The organism is Streptococcus sp. M143 (assembly GCF_000162495.1).
GTDB classification, from domain to species: Bacteria; Bacillota; Bacilli; order Lactobacillales; family Streptococcaceae; genus Streptococcus; species Streptococcus dentisani.
In genome coordinates, this window is sequence record NZ_GG730099.1 from 1 (window position 1) to 18792 (window position 18792).

The following is an 18792-nucleotide window of genomic DNA, read 5'->3' on the forward strand; positions in this document are numbered from 1 at the left end:
AGTGGGATTGATGTGCGCTAAGCGATGCACTCGCTGAAGCTCTTTGACTTGAGCTTACTGATTGGCTTGCTGATGTCGACTTAGAGATGCTACCGTTACCATCAATAGTCATTGAGAAGCCTCTTATCGGGAATCTCCTTTGATTTGTTCCCTCATTTTGCAGTGCTGCAAAATATGTAAGTGATTGAGGATTCTCTGGAACAGTACCATAAACTCTCATCTTAACATCAGGGCCACTAGAAGTAAATTTATATGTTATCCAGTCACCATTTGGTTTAATCCGTCTGTAGTTATCTATCAGAGTTAGTTTAGCTGGATGTACAAATTGGTTTGTAGAGTTTCTGTGATGGATAGTTACAGTGAAATTGAACTTTTGTCCAGGTTGGAGAACAACATTGCCAGGCCCATCTATGACCTGAAGTCTCGGAGCCCAATCAAATCCTTCATCACCTGGTTGTGGCAACTTACGGAAACCTGAATAACCAGCACTACGGAAACCTGACTGACCTGCTTCTTTTGGTGAATTATTTACAGCCTTATCTGCTTTTTGGTCTTTCTCGGCTTGCTTGGTTGTATCCTTACCTTGGGCTTGGTTCTTGTCTGCTACAACTCCAGCTGCGATATTGTTGCTTGTTGTTACTGCTTGACTTGTACTAAGAGCTGCACTTGCCAAACTTTGGTTAGCACTGCCTGATACAAGACTTGCCGCAGGGTTGACCTTAAGGTTGAGCGATGCAGAAGCTGAGGTAGACACAGAAGCCTGAGCTGATGGTTCGCTAACAGCTGAGGCACTCTCAACTACAGAGGCAGGTGCTTGAGCGCTCGTTGACTCTGATGGTGTAGAGCTTGCTGAGGCAGATGCTTTGGCACTTGCTGAAGCTGATACAGGAGCTGATGTTGATTGACTCGCTGACTCAGATGCCGGAACAGTTGACTGACTTGCTGATGTTGAAGCACTTGCTGATGTTGAAGCACTTGCAGATGCTGACTGACTCGCTGAGGCAGATTGACTGACTGAAGCTGACTGACTCGCACTCGCTTGAGCCTCAACAGATTGACTGACTGATACAGAAGCTGAAGCAGATGCTTGTTCTGCTTGAGCTTTCTTTACTTCTGCTTGCGCTTGAGCGATGATTGAGTTAGTACTTGTTTCAGTTGTTTCAGCTGCTTTCGGTTCAGCAGCAATGACTGTTTTATCCTTTTCTGTATAGTTAGATGTTTCATCCGCATAAACAGTTTGCTCTTGAGTCACCACAAATCCTGCAGCCCCCGCGGCCAGGATTCCCCCTATACCCGCTAGCGTGTTAAAACTAAGGTGTGCGTGATCAAGTTCTTCAGTGTCTGACAGGGTACTAGAGACAACTTCACCCATCCCACCGATACGGAAGAGATCCAATTGAGAGTTCGAGGCTTTTACCCAGTTTTTACCCGACTTGTAAAGCTTATAACGCTTTTTCTCATCTACGATCTCGAAATCTTTGTTAAATTTTTTACTTCGAAACATTTGATTCCTTTCTTTTATCCAAATGCGACCCTTTGTTAACCTCATGATCATTAACAAAGCGTAGTTGCGCTACCCTCTCAAAACCAGAGACAATCAAACCGCAGTCAGTCTCAGTTTTTATCCCTTTGACTCAGAAAAAGCAGATTCCATCTGGGATATACCAGTTGCTTTTATCTAGTATATACCATCTATCATTTTACCAAAACGGATTGCCCTTTTCAAGTAATTATACGCGAAATGACAAATGAAAATAGCTAATTTTTTCAGAAAATTCGCTTTTAAAGTTCAAACTATTGAAATTCTCTTACGATTTTCGAAATCAAGCCCATTAATACTTCCAATAAAAATGACTAAACCATCATTAGAAGAGATCATTTCTTTTGTAAATTCCATACTTTTAATCGTTTTTCAGACGTTTTCGAAAGATACAGATGAGGACAAGATTATTAACGCTTTGGAACACCCTGTTCTCATACAAAACGGGAAGCCACTATCAACCTTATCATAGTCATTAAACGAAATGCCTTTGATTGTTAGAACTTTGACAATGTCAAAACCAGAATTTTCATAGCTTTAAACATGACAAAAGAGAGAACCAGTCTGATTCCCTCTATGCTTCGTTATATGTCACCCACTACAGTTTCCACTTATTTCCATTCTAATCGGCACTCGACCAAAATTCTGCTCTGCTATACTTGGGTGTCCTAGTCGGTAAATCTGGTCTGCCTTTTGAGTCATAGCATCCCAAGGTTCTTTGCCAATTCGGCTGACTAGATGGATCTGCCCTTTCAGAGACTTGAGATGTTGTCTGCCTTTTTCGGTAAAGCCAAGGACATGGAGGCCTTCTGGCAAGTCACTTTCTCTGGATTGCACCAAGATATAGGTCAAGAGGCGTCTAACACGCGCCTTGGTATAACGCTTGGTCGCAACCGCCTCGACCAATTCTTCCAAAGACTGGGCTGTTTTGATAGCATCCTTGATGCGCACAGCCATTTCTTGATTGACCTGATAGATGGTGGTTAGATCTGGATTTGACAAGATTTGATAGCGTAAGAGTTGAAAATAATCTTCCCAGCTCACTTTACTAGCATTTTCAAAAAGCTCCACAGAAGGCATAAAGCGTTCTAAAAAATCTTGGTCTGATTGATGCTGACGGAGGGCTGTAGCCGAAGCAAATTCCACATCCTTGTCCACAGAGTGATAGTCAGCCCCCTGACGCTGAAGCGGATGGAGTTTGATTCTACGTCCCGCAACCGCCTTAGCATAGGCCAAAGCCAGAACATGATTGGGGGTATTGCCTGAAAAATCAAGACCAGCAAATTCCTTCCACATGGCTTGGGTTTTCTGAGGATAGGAGAGAGAATCAGGCAAATTTTCCACAAAATTCTCCATCTCTCTACCTTGCTCTGTGTATAAGTCAGCGATTTTTTGATAATCTAAAACTTCTTCTGTCCCAAAAGCGAGGCTATCAATACCCAACTGTGCTAAGATATCCACAGCCCCTTGACCAAAGAAATCCGCCGCCTGAACACTGACTAAAAAGGGCAACTCCACTACCAGATCTGCTCCATTTTCAAGCGCCATCTGGGCCCGTGTCCATTTGTCCACGATAGCAGGCTCTCCTCTTTGCATGAAGTTCCCAGACATGGCAACAATTTTCAGCCCTTCAGCCTGATCCAGCAGGTATTTGTGGCCATTATGAAAAGGATTGAACTCCGCGATAATACCTGTGATGGTCATGATGTTCTCCTACTACTAGACATTACTTTTCGTTATATTTATTAGCTTCAACTATTTTAAAATCTTCATCTAATTGAGAAATTGTATGAAACAATTCCATAACATTGCTAAAATAATGATTAGATTGATTTATCTTTTTAATAATAAACTCTAAGTTTATTCTTTCATACTCTTCTTCTGATCTAACAGCCAAATCTTGAAGTTGATTCACAAGAATAGTAACGCTATCAATATCATCGATAGAATCATTTTGAGCAATATTTCTTGTTTTTGTTCTCAGAATATTTTCAATAATTCTAATAAATTTAGGCCGTTCAAAATCCTCTAGTACCAAAATGGCAAGTGACAAATAAAGCAGCTCTATATTTCCTTTCAAAGAATATATTACTTTGTATTTTCGTAGATACTTCTGAATTTTCTCTCTAATAAAACGCGTACGTTTCAATTTGTAGTTATCTCTTTCATATATCACTTGTACAATCGAAATCAGAGATAACCCTATAGCTAAATAGAATTGAAACGCCGTATTACTTGAATCAGGTGAAATATCATTTACATTTCCTGTAAAAGCTATTCGAGCAATATACCAGTTTAAAATAATTGAAGCTATCGCTATTATTAAAATAAATAAATGATTCACTAATTTTCGACGACCTAAAATCAAAATTATCAGATATATAACTATCCAAAAAACTAAACTTATCGTCCATAAATAGTTATATGAAACATGACAAGTTTTAAAAACAGAATTCAAAAATAAAGAACTAACATATCCTAGAATAGAAAAAAATGGCGAAATAAATATCCAAAAGATTATGCTACTCGTACTAATTTTATCCCCGCTAGAAGAAGAAAAAAATCTCGTACTAAAACCTTGATACTCTTTCAAATTCATTGAAAGAAAGTTCTTAAGCATAATGTACTCTAATATGACCACAACCAAAATAAAAAAGAATTCTAACATTATTACCTCAATCTATTTCGCCAAACCATTCAGACATCCTACTTCTGTGCCACAAAAAAACAACGTCTACTGGTCTCTGTCGGCTCCTTGTCCTCAAAGTCCGCATAGAGTTTGAAGGACTTGAAACCAGCTTGTTCCAACAAAATATCATAGGTCAAAACCTCATAAGTTCGCTCCTCATGCACTTCATCGTGACGACTAAAGGAACCGTCAGCCTCCTTGATAAAAAAGGTCAACTCATGTACGATGGAGTGAGGAGCTTCGTCCTCATAGGTGTCCCAAAGCATGGCGAAGTCTTCCGCATTTTCATGGTAAGAATAGCCTGGAAAAACCTCATCAGTCTGGTAGATTGAATGCACATCAAAGATGAATACACCATCTTCATTGAGGGCATTATACACTTCCTTAAAGACATCCCCTACCTCGACCTCATCCTGCATGTAGCAGAGAGAGTCAGAGTAGCAAGTCACAAAATCATATTTACCAGCCTTGGATAAATCCAGCATATTGCCTTCAATAAAATCAATCTTTTGCTTGGCTGAAGTCGCTCTCTTCTCAGCAATCTTCAACATATCCGCGCTCAAATCAAGTCCAGTTACATCAAAACCAGCTTGAGAAAAGCGTACAGACTGGATACCCGTCCCACAAGCCAATTCTAAGAGTTTCTTTCTCTCCTTAGTCTTAGGCAAATGACGCAGCGAAAAATCCGTCCATTTATCGTATAAACTATCGTCCATCACAGCATCGTAAACAGCCGCAAAGGTTTCATAAGTTGCCATAATTAAGATACAAAGAGCGTTAAAAGCAAGGAGAAAATAGGAAACTTTCTGCTGTATCGTCAGACACAAAGGAAGTTACTCTTTTTCTCGCAGTTTTTAGCTCGTGTTCAGTTTCGAGATGAACAAAACACGACGCCCTCACCTTTCTATCAATTTTCTAAAATAAGCAAAGAAACCCAGTTGACTGCAACTGAGTTCAATTGTAACGCTATAGTCTTTTCGTTTGCTTTTAGTACTAGGCAACGAATTGCAGGCATAACTAGAGTTAGGCAAAATGAGTTAACGCCGTAATAAAAGATAAAGGAAAAGACTATAAAGTTTCAGATAAATCTACAGAATGCGCCTCATGCCATAGTTTTTCTAAGTTATAGTGGGCACGCATTTCTTCTGAGAAGATATGCACAACGACAGCACCTAGGTCCAGCAAGACCCAGCCTCCAGCTGCATCGCCTTCAACATGGCTACCTTTAAAGCCTGCTTGAGCTACTTTTTCACGTATGTTATCAGCGATAGCGTCCAACTGACGGCTATTCATTGAACTAGTGATAACAAAGTAATCCGTCACGCTAGTCAAATCTTGTACGTCAAGTGCGAGGATATCCTCAGCACGTTTCTCATCAGCCGCTTTCACGACTAGTTCTAGTAATTCTTTTTCGTTCATTTAATCCTCTTTCAAATAGTGCACAAAGGCGTTATAGGTTTCAAGGGTTTGGGGATAGATGGGAAATCCTTGATGAGCCAAATGTTCCACAGTTCGAGCAGTTTCGTAGGCCACTGCCTTATTGAGCGATAAACTTGCAATCTCACGCGCCACATCCACTCCCGGAAATGCTCGGTTATGCTCGATATAGTCTGCGACATAGACAACCTTATCTAAGTCTGTCATCTGACCAGCCCCGACTGTATGGATTTCAATAGCCCGCAGGATTTCAGAATCTTGTAAATCTAAATCTTCCTGAATCTTGTAGATACCAACCATGCCATGCCAGACATTATTGCCCCAGTTTTTGAGGTCAGGGTCTAGCCGATAACGGTCAATCAAGTCTAGAAATTCCTGATCTGACAGCTTTTTAGCATAATCATGGAGAAGTCCTGCTAGGCCTGCTTTCTCACTATCCACACCAAAGCGCTGGGCAAGTTCTATGGCTGCACGCTCCACCCCCAAGCAATGGGTTAAACGTTTTTCAGGTAGAAGCTCTGCCATTTTTTCCAACAAAGCCTCACGTGAACAGTTGATATAGTCTTGATAGGCCATCAGTAGAGCCCCTCCTTCTCGATGTAGTCTAGCACTGGCTGAGGTAGGAGAAAGTTGGGTTTCCGACCTTGAGCAATGAAGTCACGCACCATGCTGGACGAGATGTCCATGAGAGGCACATCCACCCAGATAACTGGATAGGAAGTCCCTGCCTTGTAGCGTGGGCGCTGAACTCCAACAAACTGAACCATGTCGACCAGCTCATCAATTCGGTACCACTTAGGCAGATAGTCCACCATATCAGCTCCGATAATGAAGTAATAATCCGTATCTGGATGTTGCTCTGTCAAAATCTTCATGGTGTCGTAGGTGTAGGAAATGCCCTTGCGCTCCAACTCAATAGTTTCAATGGCTAGACCTTCAATCCCCTCAATCGCCAATTCAAGCATCTTGAGACGATGGTGCTCGGGGATGGTTTCCTTTTTATCTACATGAGGTGGTTGGTATTCGGGCATAAGCAAGACCTGATCCAGTCCCAACTGTTGTCGTACTTGGTCCGCAACGATCAGATGGGCATTGTGAACGGGGTTAAAATTCCCTCCTAGAAGCCCAACTTGTTTGCGTTTTTTCTCCTTGATTTCTGGCTCCAACTCTACCTTGGTAAAGGGAGTCAATAATTCGATTGCCATAGGCTCGTCTTCCTTTAATTCTCTGTAAAAACAGTTGTTTGGAGTAGGTGTTTAGATTTCTTTAACTTTCTTGGAAATCTTGCGATTTTCTTTCTTGCTGGATTGTTTAAACAAGATCAAGATGCGTCCGATTTTTTGGACAGTATCTACACCGATTTCTTCTTCTAAAATTTCAGCTACTTCGTGGATGTTTTCGTCTGTGTTTTGCAAGAGAGTAACCTTGATCAATTCACGTGCGTCAAGAGCTTGACGGACGCTGGTTTTGATTTGGTCGTTGAGTCCATTTTTCCCGATTTGGATGATGGGTTTGAGGGTGTGTGCCTGGCTGTTGAGGAAGGCACGTTGTTTTGATGTTAATGACATAATTTCTTAAAAAGAGTTTCTTTTTATACTTTTCTAAAGTGGTGACGGACATCAGCAAAGTCCTTTGGACTTTCATGACTAAAATTTGAGCCTAAGGTCTCAAATTTTCCGCAGTTGGTACAATCACTTGTACCAACTAACACCACGGCGAAAAGTATTATCTACGAGCTCGCAATGCTCGCCCAAGTCTAGATGACCCTTTCCTTTCTGTGTTTAGATAATTGCTTTGCGTGTGACGACAGCGACGCCTTCTGGTGCCCAGACGGCGACTTTGGCAGTGCCTGTTACTCGGATCCAGCCTAGTCCTGAGATGACCAGGTCAGTCTTGTCCTTGATATTAAATACATGCTGGACTAGTTTTGGAAAATCTTCTTTTTCCTTACTATTTGGTGGTGTTAGAAGGGTTCCGAGGTGCTTGTCATAAAAGGCACTAGCGCCTTCTAGCTTGGTACGGTGGAGTTTGAGTTCATTGTCAAAGAAGGCTGTGAAGCCTTGTTTTTCTCCTGAAATGAAGTCAAATCGTCCCAAACCACCTAGAAATAGAGTTTGCTCAGGGTTAAGTTGATAGGTTTTAGGCTTGATTTCCTTTTTAGGGCTGACATACTTGAGGTTTTTGGCTGTCAAGTAGTGGGCCATCTGGTGTCGGTGGATAATTCCCGGTGTATCGTAGATATAAGATCCGTCATCAAGTGGAATCTCAATCTTGTCCAAGGTTGTCCCTGGAAAGCGTGAAGTCGTGATGACATTTTGGTCACCCGTGATTTCTTGGATAATAGCGTTGATAAGGGTTGACTTTCCAACGTTGGTCACCCCAACTACGTATACATCACGGCCCTTGCGGTAGTGTTCAATCTTGTCAATGACTTCCTTAATAGCATGCTTGTTTTGAGCTGAAGTTAAGACGACATCAACAGGACGAAGACCTTCTTCGTGGGCACGTTCCATAAGCCATTGGCTAATCTTACCCGGTTTAACTGACTTGGGCAGGATATCTTTTTTATTTCCAACCAAGAGGACATCATTGCCCGATACAAAACGTAGCAAGCCTGGGATGACAGAACCATTAAAGTCAAAAATATCAATGACATTGACCACCAAGGCATCACTGTCTCCTACCTCGTGCAAGAGTTTGAGGAAATCATCATCCGTCAACTGGATATCTGTAATTTCATTGTAATGACGGAGACGGAAACAGCGTTGGCAATAGACTTCGCCTGTCTCCAACCCTTTTTCAAGTGCTGACTGGGGTGTAAATCCAAGACCAGCCTTGTCTGTCGTCTGAATGGTTGCTCCACAGCCAATACAGAGAATTTCTTCCATAGTTAGATTCCTTTTTTATATGTAATCGGTCCGTACTTTTCCGTTATTTTTCGCATCACACGGCGCTCACGAGCTCGGTTAATCTGCGTCTTGATAGAGTCATGTTGGACCAAGGGTTTGACCAAAATTGAGCGAATTCCTGCACGATGGGCTGCCCGAATATCGGTCATGAGCTGGTCACCGACCATGACCACTTCATTTTTCTCATAGTGGAATTCCTTCATGGCACGGTCTATTCCAAAGGTGAAGGGTTTAAGAGCCCAATAAACATAATCAATTCCAAATTTCTCAACTGCGCGTTGGACCCGTTTTTTGGTGTTGTTTGAGACTACGATGATGCGAATGCCCGCGTCACGGAGGTCATGTAGCCATTGCTTCATCTCTGGTGTTCCATCAGGGTTGTTCCAAGCAATAAGGGTATTATCCAAATCGACCAAAACAGCCTTAATCCCCTGCGCTTGCAGGCTTGGGACTGTCAGATCATAGACTGCTTCCACAGCAAAATCTGGCATGTAATTTTCAATCGCCATTCTGGCTCCTTTTCTTTTTAATTTCTAGCAATTCTCTTTAAACATTGAGCTAAGACTGCCCATAAAATTAGACTAGCTATCAAAATATAAATCCAAGCATTTGGTTCATCTGTAAACGGTAAGGGAACATTCATTCCGAAAAATCCTGTAATAACCGCAAGGATAGCCAGCAAGACTGAGATAATTGTCAAAGTTGTCAAATTATCATTCAGATTATTATTTAGGATGTTGTTGTAAGAGGCTGAGAGTTGTTGCAAGACTTGAGATATTAAGTCTGTCATTGAAACCAACTGATGGGCTTCAATCATAGCATCGTCAAACTGCTCTCTTTCTACCTCATTAAGATTGCGATAAAGAGCATGCCCTTGAATGTGTTCCAAGAGGAGACGATTTTGTTTAGCAGCAGCTGTCAGGTAAACCATACCAGTTTCCAAGTCAGAGAGGGCAAAAAGATTTTTTTTAGTTGTTTTTTGACGAAGAAGTGCACTGATTTCATCCTTACTTTATCCATCTCTTCAATAACTGGATAGTAAGCATTGCTAATAATCTCTAAACTGGCAAAAAGAAATTTGTAGATGGAAATAATTTCATGGCTTTCAAGATAGGTCGCCATACGTTTGATCACATAAGTATTCTTGTGATTGCTGATAGTGATCAACCGTTTTTTTTCAACGATAAAGGTCATCGGAATCGCTTCATAATATTCTTTGTCTTTTTCTAAATCAAGAACATTATAAATGAAGGTTACTGTCCCCGTTTCACGGTTATAATCCATGTGGGCTCGTTCATTTCTATCCAGAGCATACTCGATGGTTTCCTTGTCCAATCCATAGATGTCAGAAAGATCTTCCATATTTTTAATCTTATCCACATCAAGGTCTATCCAAGTACAATCGTGACCTAGTTTTTTCTCTACAAATAGCATACTCTCTCCTTTACCAAACTCTTTCTATTGTACCACAAATCTGCCAAAATAGCAGACCTACTCTGTACGAGAGAAGTTGCTGACAACAGTGATATTTCGGTTGGGAACAAAGTGAAGGGCTTGGTCGTCACTGCGAAGTTGGGTCGTACGGATTCCTACACTGACAACCTTTCCAGATACGGTAATAGGACCATTTGTGAGGACCACTTCGTCGCCCACATCGAGCTGGCGTTCAAAGAGGATGAAGAAACCATTGATAACATCGGATAGAAAACCTTGTGCACCCATCCCAATGGCAACCCCAGCAATTCCTGCCCCAGCAAGGAGGCTGGAAACTGGCAAACCCAAAATAGACAAGATACAGTAAATCAAAAAGAAATAAAGGGTGTAGTTAAAGATATTCTCAAGCAAACGAGAGATGGTCTTTTGTCTGCCTGCATCCCGATTTGAAAATTTAAGCGAGGGCTTGACAATCTTTCGTACAGTCGCGTGAAGGATCTTTTTAGCTATATAAAATAACAGAAAGAGAATCAAAAGAGAAATCATCTTGGTCAAGAGATTCTCTAATACAGTTGTTACATCCAATTTATCAAGATAACGTTGAAAAAATTCTTGCATACAAAACTCCTTTCTAGTATTATACCACAAATCATCCCGTTCAATTCCCTCATAAATATTCCAATATCCCCCCAAACTCAAATAAAAAGACTTGCCTAAACGGCATATTTATACTATAATCATAAACAATACATTTTGAAGGAGACTATTATGAAAAGAATTATTCGAGCCTGGAACAAGGCCAGCCTCATCAAACGTATCCTAATCGGCATGCTTCTTGGAGCCTCTCTAGGGCTACTTTTCCCAAGTTTGTCGGGACTCGGCATTCTCGGTGACCTATTCGTTGGGGGTCTGAAAGCCATCGCTCCTGTTTTGGTCTTTACCCTCGTCGCAAATGCCCTCTCACAACATCAAAAAGGGCAAGATACCAATATGAAGACCGTTATTTTTCTCTATCTACTCGGTACCTTTGCTGCTGCCTTGGTTGCTGTACTGGCTAGTTTTCTCTTCCCCGTCCAGATTACTCTCAGTAGTGCGAGCACAGAGATTGCCCCACCAGACGGCATCGGTCAAGTCCTCAGCAACCTCCTGCTGAATCTCGTGGACAATCCCCTCAACGCCGTCGTCAAAGCCAACTATATTGGAATTCTATCATGGGCTGTTGTCTTTGGACTTGCTATGAGAGAAGCTAGCAAAAACAGCAAGGAATTGCTCAAAACCATGGCTGATGTAACTTCCAAGATTGTGGAGTGGATTATCAATTTGGCACCTTTCGGAATTATGGGCTTGGTCTTCAAGACCATCTCTGATAAAGGAATTACCAGCCTTGCTAACTACGGAATTTTGCTAGGACTCTTGGTTGCAACTATGGCATTTGTGGTCCTTGTCATCAATCCCCTCATCGCCTTTCTCTTTATGAGAAAAAATCCCTACCCCCTTGTTTTGAAATGTTTGCGTGTTAGTGGGATTACAGCTTTCTTTACTCGTAGTTCTGCCGCTAATATCCCAGTTAATATGAAACTTTGCCAAGATCTAGGACTCAATCCAGATACCTACTCCGTTTCTATCCCCCTTGGTTCGACTATTAATATGGCCGGTGCAGCTGTAACCATTAATATTTTGACTCTAGCTGCAGTCAATACGCTAGGAATCTCTGTTGATTTTGGTACAGCTTTTGTCCTCAGTGTAGTGGCTGCCATTTCTGCCTGCGGAGCCTCTGGGATCGCTGGAGGATCACTTCTCCTCATCCCCGTCGCTTGTAGTCTCTTTGGGATTTCAAATGACCTTGCTATGCAAGTAGTCGGAGTTGGTTTTGTCATCGGTGTCGTCCAAGACTCCTGCGAAACTGCCCTGAACTCTTCTACCGACGTCCTCTTTACAGCAGTAGCTGAGTACGCGTCGGCACGCAAAAAATAGATTTTTTAAGACAAGTCTTCCAAGTCTTGTCTTTTATACTCTTCTTCTAGTATTATAGGAAATTCTCATGTCTATCACCCAACGTACGACAAAACTGATCTTAGCGACCTGCCTCGCTTGTTTTCTCGCTTATTTTTTAGATTTATCATCAGCAGTTTCAGCTGGAATTATCGCCATCTTAAGCCTTTCCGACACGCGCAGAAGCACGCTAAAATTGGCCCGTAACCGCCTCTTTTCCATGCTCTTAGCGCTCGCTATCGGTGTTCTAGCCTTTCAGCTGACAGGCTTTCACATCTGGAGTCTGGGCCTCTATCTGGCTCTCTACGTGCCTCTGGCCTATAAAATGGGCTGGGAAATCGGTATCACACCTAGCAGTGTCTTGGTCGGCCATCTCTTGGTACAGGAGTCTACTTCTCCAGAACTCTTGCTCAATGAAGTGCTCCTCTTTCTCATCGGGACAAGCTTTGCTCTGCTGGTCAACCTTTATATGCCCTCTCGGGAGAAAGCCATCCAAAGTTACCATCTTCAGGTCGAAGAAAAGTTAAAAGATATCTTGCTTCGCTTTAAATACTATCTGTCAAGAGGAGACGGGCGCAATCAAGCCCAACTCGTTGACGAATTAGACAGCCTTCTTGATGAAGCCCTCAAGCTAGTCTATCTGGATCATTCGGACCAGCTCTTTCACCAAACGGACTACCACATCCACTACTTTGAGATGAGGCAGAGACAAAGTCGCATCCTACGAAACATGGCTCAGCAAATCAACACTTGCCAGTTAGCTGCAAGTGAGAGCTTGATTTTGGCCCAGCTCTTTGCTAAGATTGCTGCCCAGCTAAGCCAGACCAATCCTGCTCATGACCTACTTGATGACATCGAACGCTATCTGCAAGTCTTCCGCAATCGGAGTCTCCCTAAAACACGTGAGGAGTTTGAGACCCGAGCCACTCTCCTGCAGCTACTACGCGAAGCCGAAACCTTTATCCAGGTCAAGGTCGATTTTTATCAAAAATATGGAAACTAGAAAAACCCCAGAAGAGTTCATGCAACATGATCTCTCTGAGGTTTTTAATTTACCTTTGACTTCAATTACCTTTACTATATGAAAAAATCCACGAATCAAAAGGCACTGCACCCATAAAATGAGACACAAGAAAAACACATTTATGAGGCCAGTTTTCTGTAATCTACAGGAGACTGGTCATTTAATCTCTGTTGAATTCTAGTTTCATTATAAAATATGATGTAAGATTGACAATTTCTGTTATACTATCTTTAGTTAGGTTTCTCCAATTATGGAGATAGAAGGTTTCAGACTTGAGGACAGCATGAAACCATTCAATACAGGCATTATCTGCTGGTGTTCCTTTTCGGGACATGGAGCGGGTGATGCCTTTTTATATGCAAGCCTGATAGTAGGATTTTGAGGTGTAAACAGATCCTTGGTCGCTATGTAAAAGTATCCCTTGAGGTAGCTCAAGTTGATGAAGTGTGTCGAGCACAAAGTTATTATCTTGGCAATCGGAGATGGTATAAGCTACAATTTCGCGATTATAGAGATCATGATCGAAGATAGATAAAGTCTACAGTTCCCAAAGTAGAGGTAGGTGATGTCTGTGACAAGCTTCTCCATAGTCTTGTCTGCCTGAAAATCACGATCCAGCTTATTGTCTGTTAAATGATAAGGCTTCCCTAATTTAGGTCCCTTCTTGGGACGGACACAGCAAAGACAGCCCTTTTCCTTCATGATACGATAGACTTTCTGACAATTTACGACGAGGTTATAAACTTTCTTTAGTAAGCGAGTGATGGTTCGATAGTCATAAATAAAGTGATTTTCCATACAGAGTTGTTCGATTTTATCTATTATTTCGTCTCTTTTCTAAGAATTCTTACACTCCTGTCTCCAGCGATAAAAGGTTGAGCGTTTGACTCCGAAACACTCTAAAATAACAGACACAGGGCACGTTTTCTTATACTCTTCTACTAGCTTGATAAGACTTACTTTGTCGATTTTCTTACCAAGCTCTGATACTTTTTTAGTAATTCTACCTGCAAACGTAACTGTTCGACTTCGGATAGCTGTTCCATTCCTTTACAATAGGTAATATTGTTTCCCCAGAGGTTGATGAAAACGATGTAGCTCATCATTCTCATACCATCGCATCTAGGTGTAGATTTGACTGTCATTCTTAATTTCCAAGATCTCCATGATGACCTTATTGGACTTACCAACCTTTTTCATTTCGATGCAAGCTAACTTAGTTTCTAATGAATATGCTTTTTTGACCATAACAAAACACTCCTGTTTCTAGTTTACCAGAATTCAACAGGAGTGTTTTCTTGTGTCTCATTTTATGGGTGCAGTTCCCTGAGCTAGTTTTTCGGTTTCTATAATAGGAAGCGGAATCTAATTACTAAATAGTAAAGAAATCAGTTAATTTCCACCAGTTTATCAAAAGCAATTAGTCTTAACTTACTAATATTCAAAATAAGAATTGTAAAGCTACTATTCTCAGTTAACTTAACCACATAGTAAGAACAATTTCAATCATTATTCATTAAGTCCACAAGACTAAACTCTTGACATGGTCAATATTCACTCAAATTATAATGTACTTTTAAACACATTCTTGCATCAACTATAAATCCTCTGATTTTAAAACACTCTTCATATACACTTTACAAAAAGTAACTATAGAAAATCTTGATGATCTATACTTTAGGTGCTACCGCTCTGTAAAAATAGGCTGTTCTAAAAAATTTATCATCGAGTCATAATCAATCTCTACTTTTTCAGTCCTATTATTCCAAATATCTTCCAACTTGTAAACAATATTGCTATTGGAATCAAGATATGTTGTAATATGTCCATGAGCTATGGCATTTCTAATTCGCTCTAAAATATAATAATACTTGGTCTCACTTCTTTTATTTATTGTACTAGAATTATTTTGATAATATTTCTGCAAATTGTCTTCTTCATATGTAAATCCGTCAATATTAACAGATAAAGGAGAAATTTTCTTCAAATCGTCATCTTCTAACCTCAAGGAAATATCCAACAGTCTCAACACTGGAAACATAAAATTAAATCCAACAATTTTATCTTCATCCTCTTTTAACTCCCTAATACTCTTATTTATTTCTTTAATTTGATTTTGTGTCTTCTCTGGGGAAACATCTTCAATATAGAAAATATTACACCAATAATCAATCAATCTATCATTTAATTGCATTAAATGGACTAAAAAAATTAGAAAACTCTGTTTCAAAATCATACAAAAACTTTATTTCAGAAGAAAATTCTTTATAAGTTATTTCTTTTTTATTTAAGTATGTTGTTAAAAAAGACACCTCGACCTCTATTCTATTTTCAGGAATTTCCGTAACTACATGATTATAAATTTCCCTATTATTTTTTATAAAGTTTTCTAATTCTATAAAGTTCAAGTCATTTAATTTTTGAGTAAATATGTTCATTGCATGCTGATTATCACCAGCATATTTTAATTTTTCATCACCTTTACCGTCGTATGTTAGAATATTAAAAAAAGCAAATGTTTTGTTTTTCTTATTTAATAATTTTCTTACTATCCTTGAAATAAATGATTGTTTTTTAAAATCAATAACTTGCTCAGGAGATATCTTATTTGTACTATTAAAATTAAACCAACTATGTTTATATACGACACCGTATGAAGTGTAATTAGAAAAATATGACTGAATGAATCTGTGTAAAATTGGTTCTAAAATAAAGCCATGATTAATAGCTTTACCATTTTTATTGTTATATATAAAATACCCTAGAAAATAACCATTTTCCAAAGTTATAAAATTTCCGTAGTTCATATGAGCAAGAGCATTTCTTAAAATTGCTAATTGGTCATACGGACTTTTACTCTCTCTATTACTGCTCACATAAAATTTATCAAACGATTGAACCGTTCCTTCATTAATCATTAGTTCATCTTTATATAAATTGAAATATTTCTTATATAAATCAAGCAATATTTTATCTTTTTCGCTATTATTCAAATGGTTAAAAAAGTCAGCATAAATAAAATTTTTTTTAAAATAGTCTTTCTCTAGTTTTTCCCTATTAAATAATAGAATAGCTGAATCTAAAAATACTCTAAATCTAACTAAATCAGTAATATTTAATTCACCAAAGTAATTCTTACCTATCTTTTCAATCACATCATCTATATCCAGACCATTGGAATAAAGCGTCTGGTACTTATTTATCATAATTAGATTGTTGTTTAAATAGTCATTATTAGGGTACTCTTGAACTTTTTTATTAAACTTCAAATGACAATTTTTATATTTTTCTCCTGAACCACAAGGACACGGTGTATTTCTCTCTATATTTTTTTTACTCATTCAATTCTCCAAAGATCACATCTTTTCCTCTAACTCTACATCCGGATACTTGTCTGCAAACCAGCGGAGGGCAAAGTCATTTTCGAAGAGGAAGACAGGTTGGTCAAAGCGGTCTTTGGCCAAGATATTGCGGCTAGAAGACATGCGTTCATCCAAGTCTTCTGGCTTGATCCAACGGACTGTCTTTTTACCCATTGGAGTCATGACAACTTCTGCATTATACTCGCCTTCCATTCGGTGCTTGAAGACTTCAAACTGGAGTTGGCCGACAGCGCCTAGCATGTACTCGCCTGTTTGGTAATTCTTATAAAGCTGGACGGCTCCTTCTTGTACCAACTGCTCCATGCCCTTGTGGAATGATTTTTGCTTCATGACATTCTTAGGAGAAACCTTCATGAAAATCTCAGGAGTAAAGGTTGGCAAGGGTTCAAACTCAAACTTGTTTTTCCCAACAGTTAGCGTATCTCCAACCTGATAAGTACCTGTGTCGTAAACCCCTATGATATCTCCAGCCACAGCATTGGTCACATTCTCACGACTTTCCGCCATAAACTGGGTAACATTAGACAGTTTAGCACCCTTACCAGTACGAGGCAGATTGACACTCATCCCACGTTCAAATTCACCCGAAACGATACGGACAAAGGCAATGCGGTCACGGTGACGAGGATCCATGTTGGCTTGGATTTTAAAGACAAATCCTGAGAAATCCTTGTCATAAGGATCCACCATTTCACCATCTATTTTCTTGTGTCCATGAGGTTCTGGAGCAAACTTGAGAAAAGTCTCAAGGAAGGTCTGCACACCAAAGTTAGTGAGGGCTGAACCAAAGAATACCGGAGTCAAATCACCTGCAAGAATGGCTTCCTCTGAGAATTCATTTCCTGCTTCATTCAGGAGCTCAATGTCATCCTTGACTTGCTCATAGAAAGGATTGCTCGCAAAGAGTTTATCACCATCTTCCAGACTAGCAAAACGCTCATCCCCTTTATAGAGTTCCAAGCGTTGGTTATAGAGGTCATAGAGACCCTCAAAGGCTTTCCCCATACCGATTGGCCAGTTCATCGGATAACTCGCAATACCTAGAACTTCTTCTAGTTCTTGCAAGAGGTCCAGTGGCTCACGACCATCACGGTCCAACTTGTTCATAAAGGTAAAGACTGGAATACCACGGTGCTTGACAACCTCAAACAATTTCTTGGTTTGGGCCTCAATACCCTTGGCAGAATCCACGACCATAACCGCAGCATCCACCGCCATCAAGGTACGATAGGTATCTTCTGAGAAGTCCTCGTGCCCTGGTGTGTCTAGGATGTTCACGCGTTTACCGTCGTAGTCAAATTGCATCACAGATGAAGTGACCGAAATCCCACGTTGTTTCTCAATATCCATCCAGTCCGACTTGGCAAAAGTCCCTGTTTTCTTCCCTTTTACAGTACCAGCCTCACGAATCTCGCCCCCAAAGTAGAGCAACTGCTCAGTGATGGTTGTTTTCCCCGCGTCCGGGTGGGAGATGATGGCAAAGGTACGGCGTTTCTTAATTTCTTCTTGAATAGTCATATCTTCTCTTTCTTTTCTTTTAGGATAATAGTGAATGCTATATTTAATTTTATATTTTTACATCGGAATATTCCAATCCTTTCAACTTACCTATTATAGCGAATTTCAGGGAGTTTTTCAATTGCTCGTCTGATGAAAAAGTCAAGCTAGAGCACAGATTTCACCTGATTTCTCTTTTTCCACCGTTTCTTGAACAAGATATCAAAGAGAAGCAAGGCAAGAGAAAGAATAACCGACACAAGGAGGTACTTTATCCATAGAGGTGCATTCGAGATAAATGGTGTATCTCTTAAGAGACCATAATTTCCACCCGTCACCTGATTAACCCCAACTAGAAAGAGATTGAGGATAAAGGTATAGGCTACGATCATATATTTCTTGAGTAGGCTCTTGTCATAGTGATTCATCAAGTAGACCAAGGAGTTCACCAAAAGAGCATAGTGTCCAATCAAAAATGAAAAGCTAGTGATATGGGGGAAATCATAGGGGTCAAAAACGGGGTAAACCAGTGCAAAGACCGCTCCACTTGCTCCTAAGAGGGCAAAATACTGCTTGCTCCACCATTTATCTGGCAAGAAAACCACCGCGAACATAGCCAAACGGCAATGGTAAAATGGAAGGCTATTAGAAAAGGGAATCCCAAAACCAACATACCAACTATAAAGAGCTAGCAACTGGAGGATTTGAATCCCCTTAAACAAGAGGACAAATTTGGGATTTTTGTGATAAGCAAGTGCCCCATAAATACAAAGCACTAAGACAAGCATCATAACCCCATACCAAAAAAGCGAAATGGGAGGAGGGACCGTCTGAGTTCTGGTGATAAATTGATGGAACATATTTCTATCCTAACTCTTATTTTCTCT

The 18792-nt window shown here is 40.2% G+C and carries 17 protein-coding genes and 3 pseudogenes; 3 read left to right on the forward strand and 17 right to left on the reverse strand.

The window, feature by feature from the left end; genetic code table 11:
- On the reverse strand, window positions 1-1504 hold a 1504-nt coding region (locus tag HMPREF0850_RS11550), incomplete at its 3' end, for a KxYKxGKxW signal peptide domain-containing protein (RefSeq protein ID WP_000490059.1).
- 442 nt (window positions 1505-1946) lie between these two features.
- On the opposite strand from HMPREF0850_RS11550, the pseudogene HMPREF0850_RS13260 reads away from it, so the two are divergent.
- Window positions 1947-2116 (forward strand): annotated as a pseudogene (locus HMPREF0850_RS13260) (ISL3 family transposase); the annotation flags it as partial.
- Window positions 2117-2131: 15 nt separating this feature from the next.
- Here the strand turns inward: HMPREF0850_RS13260 and HMPREF0850_RS11560 are convergent.
- The 11 genes and pseudogenes from HMPREF0850_RS11560 to HMPREF0850_RS11610 form a co-directional block, all read right to left on the reverse strand.
- On the reverse strand, window positions 2132-3244 hold the full coding sequence (locus HMPREF0850_RS11560; RefSeq protein WP_000156322.1) for a nucleotidyltransferase: 1113 nt from the start codon (window positions 3242-3244) through the stop codon (window positions 2132-2134).
- Between the two features lie 22 nt (window positions 3245-3266).
- The gene (locus HMPREF0850_RS11565; protein ID WP_000889001.1) at window positions 3267-4208 is read right to left on the reverse strand and encodes a hypothetical protein; all 942 of its coding nucleotides are present in this window, start codon (window positions 4206-4208) and stop codon (window positions 3267-3269) included.
- Window positions 4209-4246: 38 nt separating this feature from the next.
- Window positions 4247-4987, reverse strand: coding sequence for a class I SAM-dependent DNA methyltransferase (locus HMPREF0850_RS11570; RefSeq protein ID WP_009014090.1), 741 nt, complete (start codon window positions 4985-4987; stop codon window positions 4247-4249).
- Between the two features lie 310 nt (window positions 4988-5297).
- Complete coding sequence (gene rsfS / locus HMPREF0850_RS11575) at window positions 5298-5648, reverse strand: ribosome silencing factor (RefSeq protein ID WP_001003017.1); 351 nt, start codon at window positions 5646-5648, stop codon at window positions 5298-5300.
- Window positions 5649-6242 (reverse strand): bis(5'-nucleosyl)-tetraphosphatase (symmetrical) YqeK, encoded by a 594-nt coding sequence (yqeK, locus tag HMPREF0850_RS11580; protein WP_000331224.1) that lies wholly within the window; start codon window positions 6240-6242, stop codon window positions 5649-5651.
- Window positions 6242-6871 carry a nicotinate-nucleotide adenylyltransferase gene (locus tag HMPREF0850_RS11585; RefSeq protein ID WP_000963721.1) on the reverse strand — a complete coding sequence of 210 codons (630 nt, stop codon included), beginning with the start codon at window positions 6869-6871 and terminating at the stop codon, window positions 6242-6244. The genes yqeK and HMPREF0850_RS11585 overlap by 1 nt, the downstream gene beginning before the upstream one ends.
- A gap of 51 nt (window positions 6872-6922) precedes the next feature.
- Window positions 6923-7234, reverse strand: a complete 312-nt coding sequence (yhbY, locus tag HMPREF0850_RS11590) for a ribosome assembly RNA-binding protein YhbY (RefSeq protein WP_000060169.1) — start codon at window positions 7232-7234, stop codon at window positions 6923-6925.
- 213 nt (window positions 7235-7447) lie between these two features.
- Window positions 7448-8554 (reverse strand): ribosome biogenesis GTPase YqeH, encoded by a 1107-nt coding sequence (yqeH, locus tag HMPREF0850_RS11595; protein ID WP_000391177.1) that lies wholly within the window; start codon window positions 8552-8554, stop codon window positions 7448-7450.
- A gap of 2 nt (window positions 8555-8556) precedes the next feature.
- Window positions 8557-9084: a YqeG family HAD IIIA-type phosphatase gene (locus tag HMPREF0850_RS11600; RefSeq protein ID WP_000963744.1), complete on the reverse strand. Its 528-nt coding sequence runs from the start codon at window positions 9082-9084 to the stop codon at window positions 8557-8559.
- A gap of 17 nt (window positions 9085-9101) precedes the next feature.
- Window positions 9102-10009, reverse strand: a pseudogene (locus HMPREF0850_RS11605) (magnesium transporter CorA family protein).
- Window positions 10010-10066: 57 nt separating this feature from the next.
- Complete coding sequence (locus HMPREF0850_RS11610) at window positions 10067-10627, reverse strand: mechanosensitive ion channel family protein (RefSeq protein ID WP_001154835.1); 561 nt, start codon at window positions 10625-10627, stop codon at window positions 10067-10069.
- A 150-nt stretch (window positions 10628-10777) separates the two neighbouring features.
- Between HMPREF0850_RS11610 and sstT the strand changes: the two genes are divergently transcribed.
- Together sstT and HMPREF0850_RS11620 are read left to right on the forward strand one after the other, a co-directional pair.
- Entirely contained in the window at window positions 10778-11983 is a 1206-nt protein-coding gene (sstT, locus tag HMPREF0850_RS11615) for a serine/threonine transporter SstT (protein WP_000821316.1), read from the forward strand.
- 67 nt (window positions 11984-12050) lie between these two features.
- The gene (locus HMPREF0850_RS11620) at window positions 12051-13004 is read left to right on the forward strand and encodes an aromatic acid exporter family protein (protein WP_000029011.1); all 954 of its coding nucleotides are present in this window, start codon (window positions 12051-12053) and stop codon (window positions 13002-13004) included.
- A gap of 140 nt (window positions 13005-13144) precedes the next feature.
- On the opposite strand, the pseudogene HMPREF0850_RS12910 reads toward HMPREF0850_RS11620, so the two are convergent.
- The 5 genes and pseudogenes from HMPREF0850_RS12910 to HMPREF0850_RS11650 all read right to left on the reverse strand — a co-directional run bounded on the left by HMPREF0850_RS12910 (window position 13145) and on the right by HMPREF0850_RS11650 (window position 18765).
- Window positions 13145-14273 (reverse strand): annotated as a pseudogene (locus HMPREF0850_RS12910) (IS3 family transposase).
- A gap of 436 nt (window positions 14274-14709) precedes the next feature.
- Window positions 14710-15219, reverse strand: coding sequence for a hypothetical protein (locus HMPREF0850_RS11635; protein WP_009014096.1), 510 nt, complete (start codon window positions 15217-15219; stop codon window positions 14710-14712).
- Window positions 15206-16366, reverse strand: coding sequence for a YecA family protein (locus tag HMPREF0850_RS11640; RefSeq protein WP_000038837.1), 1161 nt, complete (start codon window positions 16364-16366; stop codon window positions 15206-15208). Before HMPREF0850_RS11640 ends, HMPREF0850_RS11635 begins: the two co-directional genes overlap by 14 nt.
- A gap of 15 nt (window positions 16367-16381) precedes the next feature.
- A complete protein-coding gene (locus HMPREF0850_RS11645) occupies window positions 16382-17926 on the reverse strand; it encodes a peptide chain release factor 3 (RefSeq protein WP_000155098.1) in 1545 nt (514 codons plus the stop codon).
- A gap of 146 nt (window positions 17927-18072) precedes the next feature.
- A complete protein-coding gene (locus tag HMPREF0850_RS11650; RefSeq protein WP_009014097.1) occupies window positions 18073-18765 on the reverse strand; it encodes a YwaF family protein in 693 nt (230 codons plus the stop codon).
- Between the last annotated feature and the right edge of the window lie 27 nt (window positions 18766-18792).